Raw genomic sequence first — 20,817 nt, 5'->3', positions numbered from 1 at the left:
TTATTCCGCCGCGGCGGCCTGTTCGGCTTCCGGCATCTTGCCTGCCTGGTCATGCAGGAACACGCCCTGCCTGCGCAACTCTGCCTGCAGGCTGGTCACATCGAGCGCGCGGGGCTGGACGCCGGCGTTCACGCTGAGCGCGGCTGCGGCGCCAGCGGCCTGTCCGGTCAGCCAGCATTGCGGGATCTCGCGCATGAAGCCATGCGAGTTGGCATCGCAGCTGATGTGCTTGCCGCCTGCCAGCAAGCCGTCGAGCTTGCGCGGCACCAGCGCGCCATAGGGCACCGAGATGACCGGATATTTGAGGCTGACCGAAGGGCTGACCCCGACCTCGTCGGGCAGCGCAATGCCATCGGCCCACTGGCTGCGCAGGATCTTGCCCATGCCAGCCAGACGCCGTGTGTGCCGCACGCCAAGCTGCGAGCCGCTCTGCAGCATATAGCATTGCTCGAACCCCGGCGCATGCGCGAGGAAGAACTCGCAATGCGTCTGCATGAACCGGTGCGAGCGGATCTCCAGCTCGGTCTGGTCATCCACATCCAGCGCGGACAGGCCGGATTGGCGCGGGCCGAGGAACAGCGCGATGTCGTTGCGCCAGGAGACATAAGGCGGCTGGAAGAAGCCGAGCCGCTCACGGCCGAGCTTGGCGAACTCGGCATATTGCTCGGGCTCATTGGCGCGGAAGGCCAGCCAGCGGTCCATGTCCACACCGCCCAGCATGAAGCCGGTGTTGGCGCTGTGGTGGACGTCGCCTTCCTCGATATCGGTATCGAACTCGGCCCCGGCGCGCGCGAAGATGTCGCCATCGCCGGTGGTATCGACGACCACCTTGGCACGCAGCGCCTGACGCCCGGCCTTGGATTCGAACACCACCCCTTCGACCTTGCCGTCGGCGACCATCGGCACTGCTGCCCAGCTGTGGAACACCAGCCGCACGCCGGCTGCCAGCAGCATCTCCTGGCTGATCAGCTTGAGCCGCTCGGGATCGAGCGTGGGCGACCAGCAGACCGTGCCGTGGAAGGCCGCAGTGCGCTGGCCCCAATAGCTCGCCTTCTTGGGATCGCGCGAGCCCCAGTCGGCGCGCGGTGGTCCGGCCAGGCCAGCGGCGGGCAGGCGCCCGAGCACATCATTGGCAAAGCCCTGGATGACCTGCCGGCCGGTCCAATCGGTCATCCGGTCGATCCAGATGACGAGGCCGCCGGTGGAAAGGCCGCCCAGATGATTGTAGCGCTCCATCAGCACCACATCGGCCCCGGCCTGCGCCGCCGCCCAGGCCGCCGCCGTGCCCGAAGGCCCGCCGCCGACCACCAGCACGTCGCAGCTGTGATACACCGGAATCTCGCGCGCAGGCTCGACCCAGGTCCCCGTGCCATTGGCCCGCGGCAGCACCCGACCACCCGTCTCGAACACGTCAGAGGCCAGAAAACGATCCTCCGACTGGCGAACCTGACGGACCTTCGGCGTCTGCTCTTCAGCCATCTGACATTCTCTCCTCACTGATTCGCCTTGCTTCATAGTCAAGGCAACAAATTTTCGCTCGTGTATAGAGAGCTTGCTAATTATTAGTTCAGATGTAGCTAAACAGGTAGCGAAATGATCGCAGTCCCGGCAAAGGACGGCGAGATATGAATAATCTGCGCGAAGAGGGAGATGCCTGCGGTATGGCCAGAGCGGCAAAAACGGTTGATCTTGCGACGTTGCTCGACGGACGCAAGCTCACGCCCTTCAACTATCTGCTGATCATGCTCTCCTGGCTCGTCACGCTGTTCGACGGGCTGGACATGATGATGATGTCTTTCACCGCCCCCTATATGCAGGACGAGCTGCAGCTCACGGACATCGAGATCGGCAATGCGTTCTCGGCCGGCACAGTGGGCATGGTCGTCGGCGGGTTGATCTTCACTTATGTCGGCGACCGCATCGGCCGCCGCCCGACAATCATCATGTGCACCTTCGCCTTTGGCATCCTGACCTTCCTCACCGGTTTCGCGACCAATTATCCGGCGCTGCTGACCCTGCGCTTCCTCGATGGTCTGGCCATTGGCGGCGCTCTGCCGCTCGCCTGGGCGCTCAATGTCGAATTCGTGCCCCCCAAGTTGCGCGCCACGGTGATCGCCTTCATCATGATGGGCTTCAGCCTCGGCAGCGCGGCCGCCGCCCCGCTCACCAACATGATCGCGCCGTTCCATGGCTGGGAAGGCGTGTATTTCGCCGGCGGCATCGGCTCGGTCGTCTGCGCGCTCGCCATCGCGATTTTCCTGCCGGAATCCCCGCGCTTCCTGGCCAGTAAGGGCATCAAGCCCGAGCTGATCGTCGCGACCATCAAGCGGCTGGACAAGAGCATCGACGTGCAGGCGGACGACCAGTTCATTCTCGCCGACGAGGGCAAGCACAAGCGCAACTTCCGCTTCAGCGACCTGTTCGTCGGCAATCTGCGCCTGCTCACACCGATCATCTGGATCGGCTATGGCGCCAGCGCCCTCGGCATCTTCTTCAAGTCCGCCTTCGGCCCGCTGGTGCTGGAGCGGATGGACGTGGCGCGGGAAACCGCCGCCAACGTCTCGGCCATCGGCGCCCTGCTCGGCGCTGTTGCCGGCGTGGTCATCATGCGCTTCTCCGCCCGCTACGGCCTCAAATTCGCGGCTGCCTGCACGCTCCTCATCGTGCCCATGGCCGTCGGCATCGGCATGGAATGGATTCCGCGCGCGATGCTGCTGCCGACCATCGTGGTGCAGAGCATGCTGGTCGGCGGCTGCCATGCGGCGATCATCAGCCAGCTCGCGCTTTATTATCCGAGCGCGATCCGGGCGAGCGCCGGTGGCTGGGCCTCGGCGGTCGGCAAGATCGGGGGCATCGTCGGCCCACTGATCGGCGGCGCGATCCTTGCGAGCGGCATCCCCGCCGTGCGTACCTATGCGCTCGCGGCGATCTGCCCCTTCATCCTGTTCCTCTCGATTCTCGTGATCAACATGCTGCTCAAGCGGCCGGAACGCCCGGCGCCGGAGGCTGCGGGCACTGCGGCGGCTTAACGAGATCCTCACCGCTCGCGGGGAGGGGGACCGCCGAAGACGGTGGAGGGGGTCTCGCCCGCCCCCTCCGTCAGCGCTGCGCGCTGCCACCTCCCCATATATGGGGAGGATTTGAGGCGGGCTTAGCCGAGTGCGCGCTCTATGAGCGCCATGGTCGAAGGGTCGAAGCCCTGCGCGCCGTTCTGTTCGATGGACTTGGCGATCTCCTTGCCGAGTTCCACCCCGAACTGGTCGAAGCTGTTGATCTCCATCAGCACGCCATTGGCGAAAGTGCGTTGCTCATAGAAGGCGATCAGCGCGCCCAGCGTGTGCGGGCTCAGCTCATCGATAAGGATCGTCGTCGAGGGGCGGTTGCCCGGATAGGCCCGGGCCGGATCGGCCGCATTCTCGCGGCCCTGCATCAGCGCAGCGCCCTGCGCGAAGCAATTGACCAGCAGGGTCTGGTGATGGGCAGGATCGAGCGTGTCGCCCGGTTCGGTCACCGCGACGAACTCCACCGGCACGACATGCGTACCCTGATGGAGAAGCTGGAAGACCGCGTGCTGCGCATCCGTGCCGACACCGCCCCAGGTGATCGCAGACGTGGGGCCATCGACCGGGCTGCCATCCGCCTTTACCGACTTGCCGTTGCTCTCCATCTCCAGTTGCTGAAGATAGGAGGGCAGCAGCCGCAACCGTTGATCATAAGCGAAGACGGCGCGGGTCTGGCAGGCCATGACGCGGGCATAGAACAGGTCGACAAAGGCAGCGCGCAGCGGGGCATTGTCGCGCGGCTCGGCATGGCGGAAATGCCGGTCCATCGCCGCAGCACCCTCCAGCAGCGCCTCATAGGCATCCCAGCCCAGCGCCAACGCGGCCGGGAAGCCGATGGAAGACCAAAGCGAATAGCGCCCGCCGACGCTTTCGGAAAAGCCGAGGATGCGCGTTTCGTCCACGCCCCATTCGATGGCCTTGTCCGGCGCGGCGGTGAGCGCGATGACCTGGCCATAGGGATCGTCCACCCCGGCCTGCGTCATCCACGCGATCGCACTGGCGGCATTGAGCATCGTCTCGGTGGTCGTGAAGGTCTTGGAGGCGATGACGAGCAGCGTGAAGGCCGGATCGAACCGGGCCATCGCATCCTCCAGCGCCACGCCATCGACATTGGAGACGATGGCGACGTCATAGCGGTCGGCATGACGAGCAAGCGCATCGACCAGCAGATCAGGCCCCAGCGCCGATCCGCCGATGCCGACGTGCAGGATGTGGCGGATCTCGCCGAGCGCGCCGGCCTCGATGGCGTCAATCAGCGTGCGCATCCGCACCTTGTGCTCGCGTGCGGCGGCCACGCTGTCCGGGTTGCCCTCGCCACGCTCGGCGGTGTGCTCGACAGCGCGCCCTTCAGTCACGTTGATGACCTCGCCGGCGAACATCGCCGCGCGCTTGCCGTTAAAATCAACTGCCTGTGCCAGCGCCTCGAAGGCCGAGAGCGTCGTCTCGGTGAGGTGCGTCTTGGAGAAATCGAAGCGCAGGCCGGCCTCCTCGACCACATGGCCCGCCAGCCGATCCGCCTCGTCGCGGAACAGGCTGCGCAGATCGGGAATCGGCGCGGCCTTGAGGTCGGTCCAGCAAGCGGTGATGCGATCAAGGTCGGTCATGGTGCGTAAGCGCTCCGGTCTGGCGTTGCTTCATTAAGGGGCGGCATATCCAATGCGCAGGCCTATTGCACGTGCGAAGCGCGCCACAATGCTTGACGCCGCCACCCCCGCCCCGCAAAGACGTTATATTCCCGTCATCGCGACGAACCTGTCTGGAAAGCTGCCTTTCGATGTCCCACAAATCCGAGACACGGGATTTCCTGTGGTTCCTCGTCAAGCTTGTGGTGATCGTGGTGGCGATCCGCTCACTGCTGATCGCGCCGTTCAATATTCCCTCCGAATCCATGCAGCCGCGCCTGCTGATCGGCGACTATCTGCTCGTCTCCAAATGGTCCTACGGCTATTCGCGCTACAGCTTCCCCTTCCAGCCCGCCTTGTTCGAGGGGCGGGTGATGGGCAAGGTACCCGAGCGCGGGGACGTGGTGGTGTTCGCCTCGCCGGGCAATCCCAAGGAAGACTGGATCAAGCGCGTCATCGGCCTGCCGGGCGATACCATCCAGATGCAGGACGGCGTCGTCTATCTGAACGGCAAGGCCATTCCCAAGCGGCGAATCGATGATCTGGTGATCCCGGTGACCGCCAACATGCTGCAGGCAGCCAATACCGAGCGCAGCCCCTCGCCCTGTTTCATCGAGGAATTCGAGTTCACGGATGCCAAGGGCGAGGCCTTTTGCCGCTACCCGCGCTATCGCGAGACGCTACCGAACGGAAAAAGCTACGAAGTGCTGGACCTTATCGACGGTCCGGCGGACAATAGCGCCGTCTCTGTTGTACCGGAGGGCCACGTCTTCGTCATGGGCGACAATCGCGACCGAAGTGCCGACAGCCGCATTCCCGTCGACGCCCGGGGCGTCGGGCCGTTGCCTATCGACCATCTGATCGGGAGGGCGCTGGTCAGCTTCTTCTCCACCGACGGTTCCGCCAATCTGCTCCTGCCCTGGACATGGTTCACCGCCGCCCGGCCTGAACGCATCGGCGAAGGCTTTTGAGCACGGCCGATCTCGACGCCTGGCTCGCCGACCTTATCGGTCAGGCGCCGGGGCAGCGGGCGCTCTATGAGCAGGCGCTGACCCATGGCAGCGCGAGCGCGACCCATTATGAGCGGCTGGAGTTTCTGGGCGACCGGGTGCTGGGGCTGGTGATGGCCGATTGGCTCTACGTCCGCTTTCCCGCCGAGAAGGAAGGCCAGCTCTCCCGCCGGTTCAATCAGCTGGTGACCGGCACCAGCTGCGCACAGGTGGCACGCGAGATCGGCGTGCGCACGCATCTGCGCCTCGGCAAGCAGGCGCGCGACGATGGCGCGGTCGAGAGCGACAATGTGCTCGGCGATGTCGTGGAAGCGCTGATCGGCGCGATGTATCTGGACATCGGCATGGATGCGGCGCGCGCATTCATCCACCGCATGTGGGAGCCCATGGTCGAGGGACAGGCCAGCGCGCCCAAGCACCCCAAATCCGCGCTGCAGGAATGGGCGGCGGCCCATAACCGCCAGCCGCCGCATTATGAGCTGCTGGAGCGCAGCGGGCCGCAACATGCCCTGCGCTTCACCATCTCGGTGTCCATCCGCAATGCGGGTGAGGCGCAGGGCGAGGGCCATTCCAAGCAGGAGGCCGAGACGGCCGCCGCCATTGCCCTGCTCGCCAAGCTCAAGGCATGATCCGCACCCCCTTTTCAGCCAGCGCGCGCCATGCGCCCGACGGAGTGACCAGTGACCTCAACGCCATCGCCTGACCATCAACGCTGCGGCGTCGTCGCGGTCGTGGGGGCTCCGAATGCGGGCAAGTCCACGCTGACCAATGCCTTGGTCGGCCAGAAGATCGCGATCACCAGCCCCAAGGCGCAGACCACCCGCACGCGGGTAATGGGCATCGCCATAGAGGGGCCCGCGCAGATCATCCTCGTCGACACGCCGGGCATCTTCCAGCCGGACAGGCGGCTCGACCGCGCTATGGTGCAGGCCGCGTGGGGCGGCGCGCAGGATGCCGACCTGATCGCGCTCATCGTCGATGGCCGCGCCGGCCTTGGGCCCAAGATGGAGCCGATCCTCGATGGCCTCGCCCAGCGGCGCGAAACAAAATGGCTGATCGTCAACAAGGTGGACATCGCCGCCAAGGACAAGCTGCTCACGCTGACCCAGCGTCTGCACGAGCGGGTGGATTTCGCGGAGACCTTCTTCGTGAGCGCCACCACCGCGGACGGGCTGGTCGACCTCAAGGCCGCCATGGCCGCCGCGGTGCCGGAAGGGCCGTGGCATTTCCCCGAGGATCAGGTTTCGGATGCGACGGACCGCCTGCTCGCCTCTGAAATTACCCGCGAGCAGCTCTATCACCAGCTCCACGACGAACTGCCCTATCAAAGCGCGGTCGAGACCGAGCAATATAAGGAGCGCGCCGACGGGTCGGTAGAGATCCACCAGCAGATCCTCGTCGCGCGGGCAACGCAGCGCGGCATCATTCTCGGCAAGGGCGGGCAGCGGCTGAAGGAGATCGGCAGCAAGGCCCGGGCCGAACTGTCGAGCCTGCTGGGCGTGCCCGTCCACCTCTACCTGCATGTGAAGGTGAAGGAAGGCTGGGACGAGGACCGCCACGTTTATCGTGACATCGGTCTCGACTGGGTGGACTGACCCCATCCCTCGCGCAATCCCGGATTGGATCAATCCGCTCCTCGCGTCGAAACCAGTGGTTGACGCCACGACCCTGCTTTTTCATGGAGCTTAGGTCGCTACCGAACGCCGGGAGGCTCGGTCGCGGGGGTGGGAGGATTGATCGCTTTTGGGAAGAGCGCTGCCCAGTCTGACCGAAGCTATCCTGAGTGCGCCTCTCACCGAGGGCGGCTGGGAGGGCGCCTTGCGTGCGCTCGCCAGAGAGACGCGGTCCTTGTCCGGCCAGTTGCTCGGGATCGGATCGCCAACCACGCTGGCCTTCAACCTCCTCACTGATCCGGTGAACGAGCGTCTCTGCCGCCAGTTTGACAGCGAGGTTGCCAATTATTCCCATGGGAACTGGCGGGTCGCCGCTGCCAGCGGTCCGCTCGATGTGCGCCACGAATATCATTATGATGCCATCAAGGCCGCGCAGAACACCGACATCTATGACGACTTCACGCATGACGCCAACATGCCACATGGCTGCCAAGTGGTGCTCGTCAATGACGGGCAGGTGATGGTCGGACTGGCCGTTCTGCGCACCTATCAGGATGGGCGCACCACCGAGGCTGATCGCGCCGTTTTCACGCAGGCCGCGCCGCTGATGCAGTCCGCCGTCCGGATGCAGCGCACGCTGGAAGGCGAAGGCGCAAAGCTGCTCGCCGGATCGCTGGACACGATGAACACCGCCGCTTTCGTGTGCGACGGGCTGGGCCGGGTGTGCGCCACCACCCGAGCCGGTGAGGCGCTGCTCCGCGCCGAAGACCTGATCATGCTGCGCGACGAGCGGTTGACCGCCCCCAACAGCGCCGAAGCGCGCGAACTGCGGATGCAGATCGGCGCGATGCTGCAGGCAGGTGACCTGGCGCTGCCGAGTTGCGGGGTGTGGCTGGGCCAGCAGCGCCCTATCGCCCAGCGCCGCCTGTGCGAGATCTTCCGCCTGCCGGCCAAACCCGCCGCGCTCGGCTTCGAGCCGCGGCTGCTCGTCACTGTACGCGCGGCTGGCAACATTGGCGCGATGGAGCGCCAGGCATTGCAACGCATGATGGGCCTGACGCGGGCCGAGACCGAGATCGCCATGCTGCTGGCCGAAGGCACCTCCCGCGAAATGATCGCCCTGCAGCGCAGCACGAGCCTTGGCACCGTCAACATCCAGATCAAGCGCCTGTTCGAGAAGACCGGCACCAATCGGGAAGCCGAGCTGGTCGCGCTGATCAATCGCCTGCTCCGCTGAGCGGCTTTTCGGACTTTATCAACGTCAACCATCGCGCATGGCTTGACCGGCGGGGGACAAGCGGGCAGCAGCGGCAGCACGAGACTTTTCGAGAGGAGCCGGAAATATGAGCGCCGGAAATATGAGCGATCGCCGCATGGTGACCATTGCGCCCACCGGGGGCACCACCTTCAAGAGCGCCAACCCGGCGCTGCCCACCCAGCCGCAGGAAATCGCCGACGACGTCTATGCCTGCTACAAGGCCGGCGCCTCCATCGCCGCCATCCACGCGCGGCGCCCGGACGACGAGGCGACCTGCAGCCCGGCCATCTACCGCGATATCAACGATCGCATCCGCGCCAAGTGCGACATCATCCTCAACAACTCGACGGGCGGCGGCAACAGCGGCGACATGCTCATCGAGCGGCCCGACGGCATGTTCGAGAACAGCTTCGAGGAGCGCCTCAAGGGCACCGAGGGCGGCGCGGAAATGTGCACCTTCGACGGTGTGACCGTGGTCGACACGATCAGCGGCAAGGACGTGCTGGTCATCACCCCGCCCTCGCGCTGCGAAACGCTGGTCAAGGCTATGGTCGACAAGGGCATCAAGCCGGAATGGGAGGTCTTCTCGCCCGACCACATCCTACAGGACGTCACGCGGCTGATCCAGAAGGGCTATGACAAGCCGCCCTACTACATCAACATCGTGCTGGGCGGCGAAAAGGGCTTTCAGGGCGCAATGCCCTACAGCACCGACATTCTCGACTTCATGGTAAAGTGCCTGCCGCCGCAGTCGATCTGGTGCATCTCCGGCATCGGCCCGGCGCAGCTTCCCGCCACCACGCAGGCGCTGCTGCTCGGCGGTCATGTGCGCGTGGGGCTGGAGGACAATCATTATTATTCACGCGGCGTGAAGGCGACCAACCTGCAGCTCATCGAGCGGCAGGTGCGCATCATGAACGAGATGGGCATCGAGCCGATGAGCGCGGCCGAGTCGCGGGAGCTGCTGGGTTTGAAGGCGGTCTGAAGTCAGGCGGTGGGGGGTGAGTGATGTGCCGCTGCCTCGACGGCAGGCACAGGTGCGAGCTTGCTCCCCACCCCAACCCCTCCCCTGAACGGGAAGGGCTTAGGAGGATGCGCGCAGCGGTTTGACTCTGCTGCACCGACCATCCAAGGTTGCCCGGTCGATGAACGCGCGGACGGGCTGCTGAGATCTGCCTCATCGAGCATGGAGCCGCCCGATTGTCCGCGCTGACCGCGCCGGCCTGACGGCTGCCGGGGATTGGGACGGACAGCATGGCGGACGCATCGATGGGTTTCGGGCTGGGTCAGGCCATCATCCTGATGGGGGCCGGCGTGATCGCGGTGCCGCTGTTCCGGCGGCTGGGCCTCGGATCGGTGCTGGGCTACCTCGCCGCCGGCCTCGCCATCGGCCCCTTCGGCCTGGGGCTGATCAACGATCCGCAGGCACTGCTGCACATCGCCGAGCTGGGCGTGGTGATGTTCCTCTTCATCATCGGCCTCGAAATGCGGCCGCGCAAGCTGTGGAACCTGCGCAAGCAGATCTTCGGCCTCGGCGCAGCGCAAGTGCTGCTGTGCGGTGCGCTTCTGACCCTGCTCGGCATGACGGCCGGCCTGCCTCCGGCCGTAGCGGCAGCCGGCGCGATGGGCTTCGTCCTCTCCTCCACCGCTGTCATCATGCAAATGCTGAACGAAGCTGGGGACGCGGGCACCGAGGATGGCCAGAAGGCGATCTCCATCCTGCTGCTGGAGGACCTGGCCATCGTGCCGCTGCTGGCGCTCGTCGCCTTCTGGGCGGCGTTCCATGGCGCGGCGGGCGTGGAGGACGCGCCGCCCGTCTGGCAGAGCATCGGCCTGGCGCTGGCGGCGCTCGCGGCGTTGATCGCGGCGGGGCGCTGGCTGCTCGATCCGCTGTTCGGCCTGATCGCGCGGGCCGGCGCACGCGAAGTGCTCACCGCCGCGGCGTTGCTCATCGTGTTGGGATCAGCCGTGCTGCTGGATGCCGCCGGGCTATCCATGGCGATGGGCGCTTTCCTCGCTGGCGTGCTGCTCTCCGAATCCAGCTATCGCCATGAGTTGGAGGCCGATGTCGAGCCGTTTCGCGGCATCCTGCTCGGCCTGTTCTTCATCAGCGTGGGCATGTCGCTCGATCTCTCGACGGTGCTCCGCGAGTGGCAGCTGGTGCTGGGCGGCGTCCTCGGCTTCATGGTCGTCAAGGCGATCGGCATCTATGCCGTCGCGCGGCTGATGGGCTCGGCCCACAGCGCCGCAAGCCACCGCGCAGCGCTGTTCGCGCAGGGCGGCGAGTTCGCGTTCGTGCTCTATGGCGCGGCGCTGGCGGTCGGCCTTTTCGATGCGCGGATCGCGGCGATCATGAGCGCGATCGTCATCCTCTCCATGGCGCTGACGCCACTGGTGCTCATCGTGCAGAACCGGATGCGCCGCAACGCGCCGGTTTCGCTCGACGGCGTAGACAAGGCCAAGGACCTGACCGGCCGCATCCTGTGCATTGGCTTCGGCCGGTTTGCGCAGGTGGCAAGCCAAGCGCTGCTCGCGCGGCGCTTCGAGCTGTCGCTGATCGAAAATGATGTCGAGATGATCCAGGCGGCCGGCAATTTCGGCTTCAAAGTCTATTATGGCGATGGCACGCGGCTGGACGTGCTTCATGCCTCCGGCGCCGGGCGGGCCGAGGCAATCCTCGTCTGCGTCGACAAGCCGGATGTGGCCGACAAGATCGTCGAGCTTTGCCGGCACGAATTCCCACTCGCCAAGCTCTACGTGCGCGCCTTCGACCGCGGCCATTCGCTGCGCCTGATCAAGGCGGGCGTCGACTATCAGATCCGCGAGACGTTCGAATCCGCGCTGGCCTTCAGCGAGGCGGTGCTGACCGACCTCGGCGTTGACGAGGACGACGCGCGCGAGGCGATCGAGGATGTGCGCGAGCGCGATGCGCAGCGGGTCGAGCTGCAACTGGTCGGGGGGATCACGGCGGGGCGCTCATTGATGCGCGGGAATATGGTGACGCCGGAGCCGGAGCCCTTCTTCCCGCCGCAGCGGGCTGAGGGCGGCTAGGGGGGTTGGGCGGGCCGGAGTATCATGCCCGCGTTCCATTCGTGTCGAGCGAAGTCGAGACACGCCAGAACTGCGCATGGTGTCTCGACTTCGCTCGACACGAACGGGGGTAGGGGTGGGAGTAAATCCCGCTCTTCCCTTTTCCGTTCACCCTGAGCGAAGTCGAAGGGCCCTGCTGAGCGGAAGCCAAGCGAAGCTCGCTGCGCGCGGCTCACCCTTCGACTTCGCTCAGGGCGAACGGTGAGAGGAGTAGTCGGCGCGAGGGCGGCTCGCCTCAGCCCTCGCTGAGCGCAGCCACCAGGGCTTTCACCTTCTTCTGCCGCCATTGCGGGAGGGGAGCGATGAGCCAGTAGCCGGGGCCATTGCGTGGTTCGCCAAGGGCGGACACGCGGCCGGTGGCGATGTCCGCTTCCGCAAGCAGCGCGGGTACGCAGGCGCGGCCGAGGCCGTTGGCTGCGGCATCGATGGCGAGGCCGGCGTCGGCGACGCGGACGATGGCCTTGCCGTCATCGACCGGGCAGCCGGGCCAGGCAATGGGCGACTCCAGTCCGCCGCCATCGGGCGCGCCGACCGTGACGAAACGCGGCTCGCCGAGGGCGACGCCCTCATGCTCGCCGGCACCGTCGGTCAGACGCAAGGCGAGATCGAGATTGGCCTCGGTGAAATCGAGCGCATCGTCGGCAGCCACGAGCATGAACTGCACGCCCGGCTCCTGCGCCGCGTACGCAGCAAGGCGCGCGCTGAGCCATTTGGCGGTGAGGTCGCGGGGTGCGGCGATAGTGAGATGTTGGCTGCTCTGCCCGGCCTGCATGGCGCGGACTGATTCCTCGAGTTCCAGGAAGGCGCTGCGTAGCGCAGGAAGCCCCGCTTCCGCTTCCGGGGTCAGTTCCAGCCCGCGGGGCGTGCGGCGGAAGAGGACGACGCCGAGCATATCCTCCAGCGCGCGGATCTGCTGCCCTACGGCCGCGGGCGTCACCGCCAGCTCATCCGCCGCGCGAGTGAAGGAGAGATGCCGCGCCGCCGCGTCGAACACGCGCAAGCCGTTCAGCGGCAGATGGGTCCGCTTCATCCCGAGACCGCCGGCGCCTGCAGCGCGAAGCGGGGGATGCGCACATCCAGCAGGCTGCCGCCGGCATCGAGCATCTGGTAGCTGCCTTCCATCCAGCCGGTCGGCGTGGAGAGCGGGCAGCCGGAGACATAATCATAGGCCGCGCCGGGATGGATCACCGGCTCCTCGCCGACCACGCCCTTGCCCTCGCGCTTGTACAGCGCGCCGCGCCCGTCCGCGATGGTCCAATGGCGCGTGAGCAACTGCACCGGCGCCTTGCGGCCATTCTCGATGCGGATGTGATAGGCCCAGAACCACTTGCCCATGTCCGGCTCCGATTGCTCGGACAGGAAGTTGACGGACACGCGCACGGTCACGTCATGTGTCGTCTCGGCATAGGCGAAAAGGGCGTTCATCAAGGCATTCATGCTACGACCCGTCCTGTGTCCTGCCTGGCCCCGAGACCGACCCTACTCAAAGGCCGACAGCGGTCAATGCCTGATCCAGATCGGCGATGATGTCCTCCGGGTCTTCCAGCCCGACATTGATGCGTACCATGCCCTCGCCCACGCCGGCCTCGGCGCGGCCCTCCGGCCCCATATTATTATGGGTGGTAGAGGCGGGATGGCACAGCAGGGTGCGGGAATCGCCGATGTTGTTGGAGATGTCGCACAGCTCCATCGCATTGAGCAGGGCCATGGCCTGCCCGCGATCAGCGAGGTTGAACGAGAAGATCGGCCCGGCGGCGCTCATCTGCTTCATCGCGAGATTGTGCTGCGGGTGGCTCGGCAGGCCGGGATACAGCACATCCACGCCACGCTGCTCCATGAAGCGCGCGACCTTGAGCGCGTTTTCGGACTGGCGATGGGCACGCAGGTCCAGCGTCTCCAGCCCCTTCAGCACCACCCAGGCGTTGAAGGGCGAACAGATCGGCCCGGTATTGCGCTGGAAAGGCGAGAGGACGCCGTTGATCCACGCATCCGTGCCGCAAATGGCGCCGGCGAGCACGCGGCCCTGCCCGTCCATCAGCTTGGTGGCGCTGTAGGCGACGACATCGGCCCCGAAATCGAGCGGGCGCTGGAGGACGGGCGTCGCGAAGGCATTGTCCACCACCGTGGTGATGCCATGGGCACGGGCAAGGCCGCAGACATGCTCCAGATCGACGATGTCCATCGTGGGATTGGCCGGCGTCTCGAAGAAGAACACCTTGGTGTTGGGCTGGATCGCCTTTTCCCACGCATCATTGTCCCGCGCGTCGACGACGCTGTGCGTGATGCCGAAGCGGTTGAGCACATTGGAGAGGATCCAACGGCACGAGCCGAAGGCCGCGCGCCCGGCGACGACATGATCGCCCGCGCTCAGCATGCACAGCAGCGCACTGGTCATCGCCGCCATGCCGCTCGCCTGCACCTTGCACGCCTCGGCGCCTTCCATCAGCGCAATGCGCTCTTCCAGCATCTGCACCGTCGGGTTCTGGAAGCGGGAATATTGCATCCCCGTCGCTTCCCCGGCGAAGCGGGCAGCGACTTCCTCCGCGCTGTCATAGGTATAGCCCGAGGTGAGGAAGAGCGCCTCGCTCGTCTCCCCCTGCTCGGAGCGCCAGGTGCCGCCGCGCACGGCCTGTGTCGCGGGCCGCCAGCGGCTGGTGCGGGAACGATCCTGTCCGGTTTGTCTCTTCATGACGTTGCCTTCTAGACCCTGTCAGGGGCCGGTCAATCCAATGGCGTCAGAGCGCCGCGAGCACAGCATCGCCCATGGCAGACGTGCTCATTGAGCCGCCAAGGTCGGCAGTGCGGGCACCACCGGCCAGCGCCTTGGCCACGGCCGCCTCGATGCGATCGGCCGCCTGCGCCTGATCGAGCGAGAAGCGCAGCATCATCGCGGCGGAGAGGATCGTCGCCAGCGGATTGGCCTTGCCCTGCCCGGCAATATCCGGCGCGGAGCCGTGGATCGGCTCGTACAGCCCCTTGCCGTTGGCATCGAGCGAGGCCGAGGCCAGCATGCCGATGGAGCCGACGCACATGCTCGCCTGATCGGAGAGAATGTCACCGAACAGATTGCCGGTCACGATCACATCGAACTGCCCCGGATTGCGCACGAGCTGCATGGCGGCATTGTCGACATACATGTGGGACAGCTCGACATCGGGATATTCGGCGGCAACCTCGATCACCACGTCGCGCCACAGCTGGCTGGTTTCCAGCACATTGGCCTTGTCCACCGAGCAGAGCTTGCCCCTGCGCGCCTGCGCGGCGCGGAAGGCGCTGTGGGCGATGCGGCGCACCTCGGCCTCGTTGTAGGACATGATGTCATAGCCTTCGCGCAGGCCGTCGGCGGTCTTGCGGATGCCCTTCTCGCCGAAATAGACGTCACCATTGAGTTCGCGGACGATCAGCAGGTCGATCTTCTCGGCGACTTCCTTGCGCAGCGTGGAGGCATCGGCCAGCTCGGCGAACATCTTTGCGGGGCGCAAGTTGGAGAAGAGCGTCAGCTCCTTGCGCAGGCCGAGAATGGCCTGCTCTGGCCGCAAGGCGCGCTCAAGCGAATCGCAATCGGGATCGCCCACCGCGCCGAACAGGATCGCATCGGCGCGCTTTGCCAGCTCGAGCGTGGCGGGCGGCAGCGGGTGACCCTGCGCCTTGTAGGCCGCGCCGCCGACCGGCGCTTCCTCATAGGTCAGGCCGGGGATCGCCAGCGCATCGAGCACGCGCTTGGCCTGCGCGGTGACTTCCGGGCCGATGCCGTCTCCGGGCAGGATTGCAACGAGCATGGGTTTCCCTTTCTCAATCTGAAGACGCAGCGGTGCTGCGAGACAGGCGCGCCGGCCCTGAAGATGTGGGCTGAGCCATTGCCTCAAGCAGGCCGGGTCACGCAACCGCTCTTTTCAGCCGTTCGATCAGCCGCTCGCGTGCGGCCAGCACGTCTGACCGGCGCGGATCGAACAGCGACTGGGCGAGGAAATGGCCGGTGAGATCGAATCCGGCGAATATGTCCGGCCAGCCCGCCTCGCCGCCCTCGGTGAGGAAGGCGGGCAAGGGCAGCAACCGATCGCGATGCGTGCCCGCCGCCACTGCCGTCACCGCGCGGCCGGTGCGGGGGCTGACATAAGCCAACCCCTCACGCGCACCGGTGACGGCGCATTCCGCCAGATCGAGCCCGAAGCCCAGCTCGGCGAGCAGCAGCAGTTCGTAGCGCACCAGCGCCACGGCCCAGCCCCGCGCGGCGGGCGCGGCTTCCACCGCATCGAGCACCGCGCCCAGCGCGGCGAAGAGCGCCGGATAGGGATGGCCTTCCGGCAGCGTAATCGCCGTGAAGGCGCAAGCCCAGTCTATGGCGGCGGCGGGCAGCGGCTCGGCGAGCAACGGCCCCCGGCTGTGCTCCAGCTCGACCGAGAGGCCGGCGAGCTGATCGGCGGTGCGGGCGCGGAAGGTGCCGCGCACGATATTGCCGGGCAGCAGCACCGGGCGCATCCGGCTCGAGCGGCCGCCCTGCACATAGCCCGCGACCAGCCCCGCGTCTGCCGTCAGCGCCCGCACGATCGCGCCATGCTCGCCATGCGCGCGGACGGCGCAGACGATGGCGGTGGCGGCGAGCGTGGACATGGGCGCTGTCTACCGGCTCGCGACCGGTTTAGCGATGCCGATCAGGCCGCGGCGATGATCGGCCCGAATTTGGCGGCGGTGAGGCTCGCCCCGCCGACCAGCGCGCCATCGACATTGTCGGTGTGGAGGATGTCCGCCGCATTGTCGCCGCTCACAGAGCCGCCATAGAGGATGCGCATGGCATTGCCGGCCTCCCCACCCAGCGCCTTGACGAGCGCGGCGCGCAACGCGGCGTGCATGGCCGCGATCTGCGGCGGGGTGGCGACCTTGCCGGTGCCGATCGCCCAGACCGGTTCATAGGCGATGGTCAGCCATTGCGGATCGGCGCCCTCCGGCAGCGAGGCGACAAGCTGATCGGCCACGAAGGCATGCGCCACATCGTCGCCCTGTTCGCGCGTGTCCAGCGTCTCACCGACGCACAGCACCACGGAGAGACCGCCCTTGTGCGCGGCGAGCGCCTTGGCCGCGACATCGGCATTGCTCTCATGCTGATATTGCCGGCGCTCGCTATGCCCGACCAGCGTGCTGCGCGCGCCAGCTTCGGCCAGCATGGCGGCCGAGAGATTGCCGGTATACGCCCCGGCCTCCGCCTGATGGCAATCCTGCGCGCCAATGAGCACGGCGCCGCCAAGCGGCGCGGCGGCCGCGATGAGCGTGGCGGGGAGATAGAGCGCCACATCGATATCGTTGCGGGCGGCGGCAAGCTCGGCAATGGCGGATACCTCGCCAAGCTGCCCCTTGAGGCCGTTCATCTTCCAATTGCCGGCGACGAATTTGCGGCGGACGGTCATAGCTTCACTCTCCTGCACAGGTGATCAATGATCTGGCGGTCCGGATGAACGGGCAGGACGGCTTTGTCCAGCCGGCACCGCATGGCTGCGGAGGCCCACGGACAGCCAAGCGCGCAAAGGCTTGATGCCATCGGATGCCCGCCCTAAAGCAGCCCCCAGCCTTTCGCCGCCTTTCTGGACAAAGACCCCATGCAGATTTTCCGTCGTCTTCTCGGTTCTAAATTTGGCGGCGTGTTCGCAATCGGATTTCTTGCCATCATCGCCTTTGCGTTCATCGCCGGCGATCTCACTGGCAACAACGTCAGTTTCGGCGGCAGCTCCAAGACGGAAGTCGCCAAGATTGGCGACCGCCCGCTGACCGTCGCCGAGTTGCAGAGCCGCACGCAGATGGTGTTCGAGCGGCAGCGGCAGGAAAATCCCGCGCTGACCATCGACCAGTTCCTGGCCCAAGGCGGCCTTAAGCGCGTGGCCGACGAGCTGATCTCCTCGCGCGCGCTGATTGCCTATGGCGAGAAACACGGGATGCGGGTGAGCAAGGCGCTGATCGATGCGGAGATCGCCCGCAATTCCGCCTTCACGGACGCGACCGGCAATTTCAGCGAGACGGTATTCCGCCAGATGCTCGCCCAACAGCGCGTCTCCGAGCAGGATCTGCGGGACGATATTGCCGCGCAGATCATCCAGCAGCAGCTGCTCCAGCCGGTGGGCGTGGGCACCAAGGCGCCGGCGAGCATGGTGCCGCCCTATGCCGCGATGCTGATCGAGGAACGCGCCGGCGAGATGTTCGCGATTTCCGCCGCCAGGTTCGCGCCGCAGACCGCGCCGACCGAGGCGCAGCTGCAGGATTATTACAAGCAGCATGGCAGCCAGTTCGCGATTCCCGAGCAGCGCCAGCTGCGCTACGCGCTGGTCAATCTCGCCCGCTTCGAGCCCCAGGCGACGCCGACCGACGCGGAAATCGCCGATCTCTACAAGAGCCGCCAGAGCCAGTTCGCCGGCCGCAAGACGCGCGATTTCAGCCAGCTGATCCTCGCGACGGAAGCGCTCGCCAAGGATGCCGCCGCCAAGGCGAAGGCCGGCCAGTCGCTGCAGGATGTCGCCAAGAGCCTCGGCCTCGCCGCCTCGCGCGTTGATGGCGTTGACGAGAAGCAGCTTGCCACGCAGATGAATGCGGAGATCGCCAGGGCCGGCTTCGCCGCCGCGCAGGGGGCCATCGTCGGTCCGGTCCGCTCGCCCGCGGGCTGGGCAGTGCTGCGCGTGGAAGCCCAGCGTGACGTGCCCGGCAAGACGCTGGCCGAAGCGCGCGAGGAACTGTCCGCCGAAGTGCGCCAGATCAAGGAACGCCAGCTCTTCAGCGAATTCCTGAACGATATGGATGGCCGCCTGGGCGCCGGCGCGACGCTGACCGACATCGCCAAGGAGCACAACCTCACCATCGTCGAGACGCCGTTGATCGTGCGCAACGGCCAGTCGCTGCGCGATCCGGCGTTCAAGCCGGACGCGACGCTGCAGGCGCTGCTCGAAGGCGGTTTTGCCGCGCGGCAGGATGACGATGCGCAGATCGTGCCGGTAAAGCCCGACGAGGAAGCCGCGCTGCTGACCGTGGCCGAAGTGGTGCCCGCCGGCCCGCCGCCCTTCGCGCAGGTAAAGCCCGCTGTGGAAGCCGCCTGGAAGCTGGCGCAGGGCGTTGGCAAGGCGCGCGAAATCGCCACGCAGCTTGCGGCGCAGTTGGGCAAGGGCGCCGAACCGGGTCCGCTGCTCGCCAAGCTCGGCATCGCCGACGCGCCGCGCCAGCCGCTCTCCGCCCGCCGCGCCGATATCAACCAGCAGGGCGGTCAGATCCCCCCGCCGCTGAAGGCGCTGTTCAGCATCCGCCAGGGCGGAACGCAGATGGTGCCGCTGGAGAATAATCAGGGCTTCATCGTCGTGCGCCTGGACAAGATCACGCAGAATGATCCCACACAGGTGCCGCAGCTGATGCAATCCACCGCGGCCGGCCTCAGCAATGTGCTGGGCGGGGAATATGCGCAGCAGTTCGTCACGGCGATCCAGCAAGAGCTGGGCGTGAAGCGCAGCGAGGCGGCCATGGCGGCTGTGGAGCAGGAACTGCGCCGCGCCTATGGCGGCAGCGCGGAATAAGGCGGACCCGTTGACCATCGCGCAGGACAGCATCGACGCCGCACGCGCGGCCCTCTCCGCCGGGCGCTCCGCGCTCGTGTGGGCACGGCTGATCGCGGATACAGAAACGCCGGTCTCCGCTGCACTCAAGCTGATCGAGCCGGAACGGGGCGACTTCATTCTCGAGTCGGTGGAGGGTGGCGCAGTACGCGGGCGCTACAGCCTGATCGGCATCGCGCCGGACCTCGTGCTTCGCGCCACTGGGCGCAGCGCCGAGATCAACCGCGACTGGCGGACCGACCGGACCGCCTTCACGCCGCTGGAGAGCGATCCGCTCGCCGCGCTGCGCGATCTGGTGGCGGAATGCCGGGCAGACGTCGACCCGGCGCTGCCGGCTGCGCTTGCCTGCCTTGTCGGCTATTTCGCTTATGAGACGTTCGGCCTGGTCGAGAAGCTGCCGCGTCCCGCCGACAATGGCCTCGGCACGCCAGACATGCTGTTTGTGCGCCCGACGGTGGTACTGGTGTTCGATCGGCTGGCCGATGCGCTCTACATCGTCGCGCCGACCTGGGCCGACCGGCTCGGCACCGGCGAGGCCCCCATCGACGCGCTGATCGATACGGCTGTAGGGCGCATCGAGGATGTCGCGGCGCAGCTCGCCCGGCCGCTCGCCGCGCAGACCAGTCAGGCCCCCGCCATCGATCTGGACGCGATCACGCCGACGCCGGTGATGGCGCCGGGCGCCTATGCGGAGATGGTGAGCAAGGCCAAGGACTATATCGTCGCGGGCGACATCTTTCAGGTCGTGCTGGCACAGCGCTTCACCACCCCCTTCCCGCTTCCGCCGATCGACCTCTACCGGGCGCTGCGGCGGATCAATCCCTCGCCCTTCCTCTACCATCTCGATCTGCCAGGCTTCGCGCTCACCGGCTCCAGCCCGGAGATTCTGGTCCGTGTGCGCGATGGGGAAGTGACGATCCGGCCGATTGCGGGCACCCGCCCGCGTGGCAAGACGGCCAGCGAGGATGCTGAGAATCGCGATTCGCTGCTCGCCGATCCCAAGGAACGCGCCGAGCATCTGATGCTGCTCGACCTGGGGCGCAACGACGTCGGCCGCGTCGCCAGCGCCGGATCGGTGAAGGTGACAGACAGCTACACCATCGAATTCTACAGCCATGTGATGCACATCGTCTCCAATGTGGTCGGCAAGCTCGACCCGAAGCACGATCCGCTCGATGCGCTGTTTGCGGGCTTCCCGGCCGGCACGGTGTCAGGCGCGCCCAAGGTGCGCGCCTGCGAGATCATCGCAGAACTGGAGCCGGAGACGCGCGGGCCTTATGCGGGCGGCGTCGGCTATTTCTCGCCGGATGGAAACATGGATAGCTGCATCGTGCTGCGGACGGCATTGGTGAAGGACGGCGTGCTGCACGCGCAGGCGGGCGCCGGCATCGTCGCGGACTCCGAGCCGGCCTATGAACAGCGCGAATGCGAGCACAAGGCCGGCGCGCTGTTTGCGGCCGCGCGGGAAGCCGTGAAGGTCGCGCAGGACGCCCGCTTCGGGCAGTAAGAAGCTGTTCTCAGCAGTGTCGTGCTCCTGCGAAGGCAGGAGCCCAGGGCGGGTAGGGCCGTCCGTTGCGCCCTG

Annotated in this window: 17 protein-coding genes; 9 read left to right on the top strand and 8 right to left on the bottom strand. The window is 66.5% G+C overall.

Features of this window, described 5'->3' with window-relative positions; all coding sequences use genetic code 11:
* Positions 1 to 1,479 carry an FAD-dependent oxidoreductase gene (locus tag M2343_RS16080; RefSeq protein WP_264573560.1) on the bottom strand — a complete coding sequence of 493 codons (1,479 nt, stop codon included), beginning with the start codon at positions 1,477 to 1,479 and terminating at the stop codon, positions 1 to 3.
* A gap of 146 nt (positions 1,480 to 1,625) precedes the next feature.
* Here M2343_RS16080 and M2343_RS16075 point away from each other — a divergent pair, with 146 nt between their 5' ends.
* Positions 1,626 to 3,029 (top strand): MFS transporter, encoded by a 1,404-nt coding sequence (locus M2343_RS16075; protein ID WP_264603909.1) that lies wholly within the window; start codon positions 1,626 to 1,628, stop codon positions 3,027 to 3,029.
* A 122-nt stretch (positions 3,030 to 3,151) separates the two neighbouring features.
* Here the strand turns inward: M2343_RS16075 and pgi are convergent, their stop codons facing one another.
* Positions 3,152 to 4,666 (bottom strand): glucose-6-phosphate isomerase, encoded by a 1,515-nt coding sequence (gene pgi, locus M2343_RS16070; protein WP_264577407.1) that lies wholly within the window; start codon positions 4,664 to 4,666, stop codon positions 3,152 to 3,154.
* Positions 4,667 to 4,836: 170 nt separating this feature from the next.
* On the opposite strand from pgi, the gene lepB reads away from it, so the two are divergent.
* The 6 genes from lepB (at position 4,837) to M2343_RS16040 (ending at position 11,616) form a co-directional block, all read left to right on the top strand.
* Positions 4,837 to 5,655 (top strand): signal peptidase I, encoded by an 819-nt coding sequence (gene lepB, locus M2343_RS16065; protein ID WP_181560576.1) that lies wholly within the window; start codon positions 4,837 to 4,839, stop codon positions 5,653 to 5,655.
* Complete coding sequence (gene rnc, locus M2343_RS16060) at positions 5,652 to 6,323, top strand: ribonuclease III (RefSeq protein ID WP_264577406.1); 672 nt, start codon at positions 5,652 to 5,654, stop codon at positions 6,321 to 6,323. Before lepB ends, rnc begins: the two co-directional genes overlap by 4 nt.
* A 51-nt stretch (positions 6,324 to 6,374) precedes the next feature.
* Entirely contained in the window at positions 6,375 to 7,289 is a 915-nt protein-coding gene (gene era, locus M2343_RS16055) for a GTPase Era (protein ID WP_264571252.1), read from the top strand.
* Between the two features lie 223 nt (positions 7,290 to 7,512).
* Positions 7,513 to 8,544 (top strand): helix-turn-helix transcriptional regulator, encoded by a 1,032-nt coding sequence (locus M2343_RS16050; RefSeq protein WP_264603908.1) that lies wholly within the window; start codon positions 7,513 to 7,515, stop codon positions 8,542 to 8,544.
* 106 nt (positions 8,545 to 8,650) lie between these two features.
* A complete protein-coding gene (locus M2343_RS16045) occupies positions 8,651 to 9,550 on the top strand; it encodes a 3-keto-5-aminohexanoate cleavage protein (protein ID WP_264577404.1) in 900 nt (299 codons plus the stop codon).
* Between the two features lie 269 nt (positions 9,551 to 9,819).
* Positions 9,820 to 11,616 (top strand): monovalent cation:proton antiporter-2 (CPA2) family protein, encoded by a 1,797-nt coding sequence (locus M2343_RS16040; RefSeq protein WP_264577403.1) that lies wholly within the window; start codon positions 9,820 to 9,822, stop codon positions 11,614 to 11,616.
* Between the two features lie 274 nt (positions 11,617 to 11,890).
* Here the strand turns inward: M2343_RS16040 and M2343_RS16035 are convergent, their stop codons facing one another.
* The 6 genes from M2343_RS16035 to tpiA all read right to left on the bottom strand — a co-directional run bounded on the left by M2343_RS16035 (position 11,891) and on the right by tpiA (position 17,057).
* Entirely contained in the window at positions 11,891 to 12,685 is a 795-nt protein-coding gene (locus tag M2343_RS16035; protein ID WP_264577402.1) for a LysR family transcriptional regulator, read from the bottom strand.
* On the bottom strand, positions 12,682 to 13,080 hold the full coding sequence (apaG, locus tag M2343_RS16030; protein ID WP_181560583.1) for a Co2+/Mg2+ efflux protein ApaG: 399 nt from the start codon (positions 13,078 to 13,080) through the stop codon (positions 12,682 to 12,684). Before apaG ends, M2343_RS16035 begins: the two co-directional genes overlap by 4 nt.
* A 58-nt stretch (positions 13,081 to 13,138) precedes the next feature.
* Positions 13,139 to 14,344 (bottom strand): O-succinylhomoserine sulfhydrylase, encoded by a 1,206-nt coding sequence (gene metZ / locus M2343_RS16025; RefSeq protein ID WP_181560584.1) that lies wholly within the window; start codon positions 14,342 to 14,344, stop codon positions 13,139 to 13,141.
* 46 nt (positions 14,345 to 14,390) lie between these two features.
* On the bottom strand, positions 14,391 to 15,434 hold the full coding sequence (leuB, locus tag M2343_RS16020; protein ID WP_264577401.1) for a 3-isopropylmalate dehydrogenase: 1,044 nt from the start codon (positions 15,432 to 15,434) through the stop codon (positions 14,391 to 14,393).
* A 97-nt stretch (positions 15,435 to 15,531) separates the two neighbouring features.
* Positions 15,532 to 16,266 (bottom strand): DNA repair protein RecO, encoded by a 735-nt coding sequence (gene recO / locus M2343_RS16015; protein ID WP_264577400.1) that lies wholly within the window; start codon positions 16,264 to 16,266, stop codon positions 15,532 to 15,534.
* 41 nt (positions 16,267 to 16,307) lie between these two features.
* On the bottom strand, positions 16,308 to 17,057 hold the full coding sequence (tpiA, locus tag M2343_RS16010) for a triose-phosphate isomerase (RefSeq protein ID WP_264577399.1): 750 nt from the start codon (positions 17,055 to 17,057) through the stop codon (positions 16,308 to 16,310).
* Between the two features lie 189 nt (positions 17,058 to 17,246).
* Between tpiA and M2343_RS16005 the strand changes: the two genes are divergently transcribed.
* Together M2343_RS16005 and M2343_RS16000 are read left to right on the top strand one after the other, a co-directional pair.
* Positions 17,247 to 19,196, top strand: a complete 1,950-nt coding sequence (locus tag M2343_RS16005; protein WP_264577398.1) for a peptidylprolyl isomerase — start codon at positions 17,247 to 17,249, stop codon at positions 19,194 to 19,196.
* A gap of 10 nt (positions 19,197 to 19,206) precedes the next feature.
* A complete protein-coding gene (locus tag M2343_RS16000) occupies positions 19,207 to 20,742 on the top strand; it encodes an anthranilate synthase component I family protein (RefSeq protein WP_264577397.1) in 1,536 nt (511 codons plus the stop codon).
* The last annotated feature ends 75 nt before the right edge of the window (positions 20,743 to 20,817 follow it).

Origin of the sequence: Sphingobium sp. B8D3B (genome assembly GCF_025961875.1) — a bacterium.
Taxonomy (GTDB): domain Bacteria; phylum Pseudomonadota; class Alphaproteobacteria; order Sphingomonadales; family Sphingomonadaceae; genus Sphingobium.
This window is presented reverse-complemented; position numbering and strand designations above follow the sequence as displayed.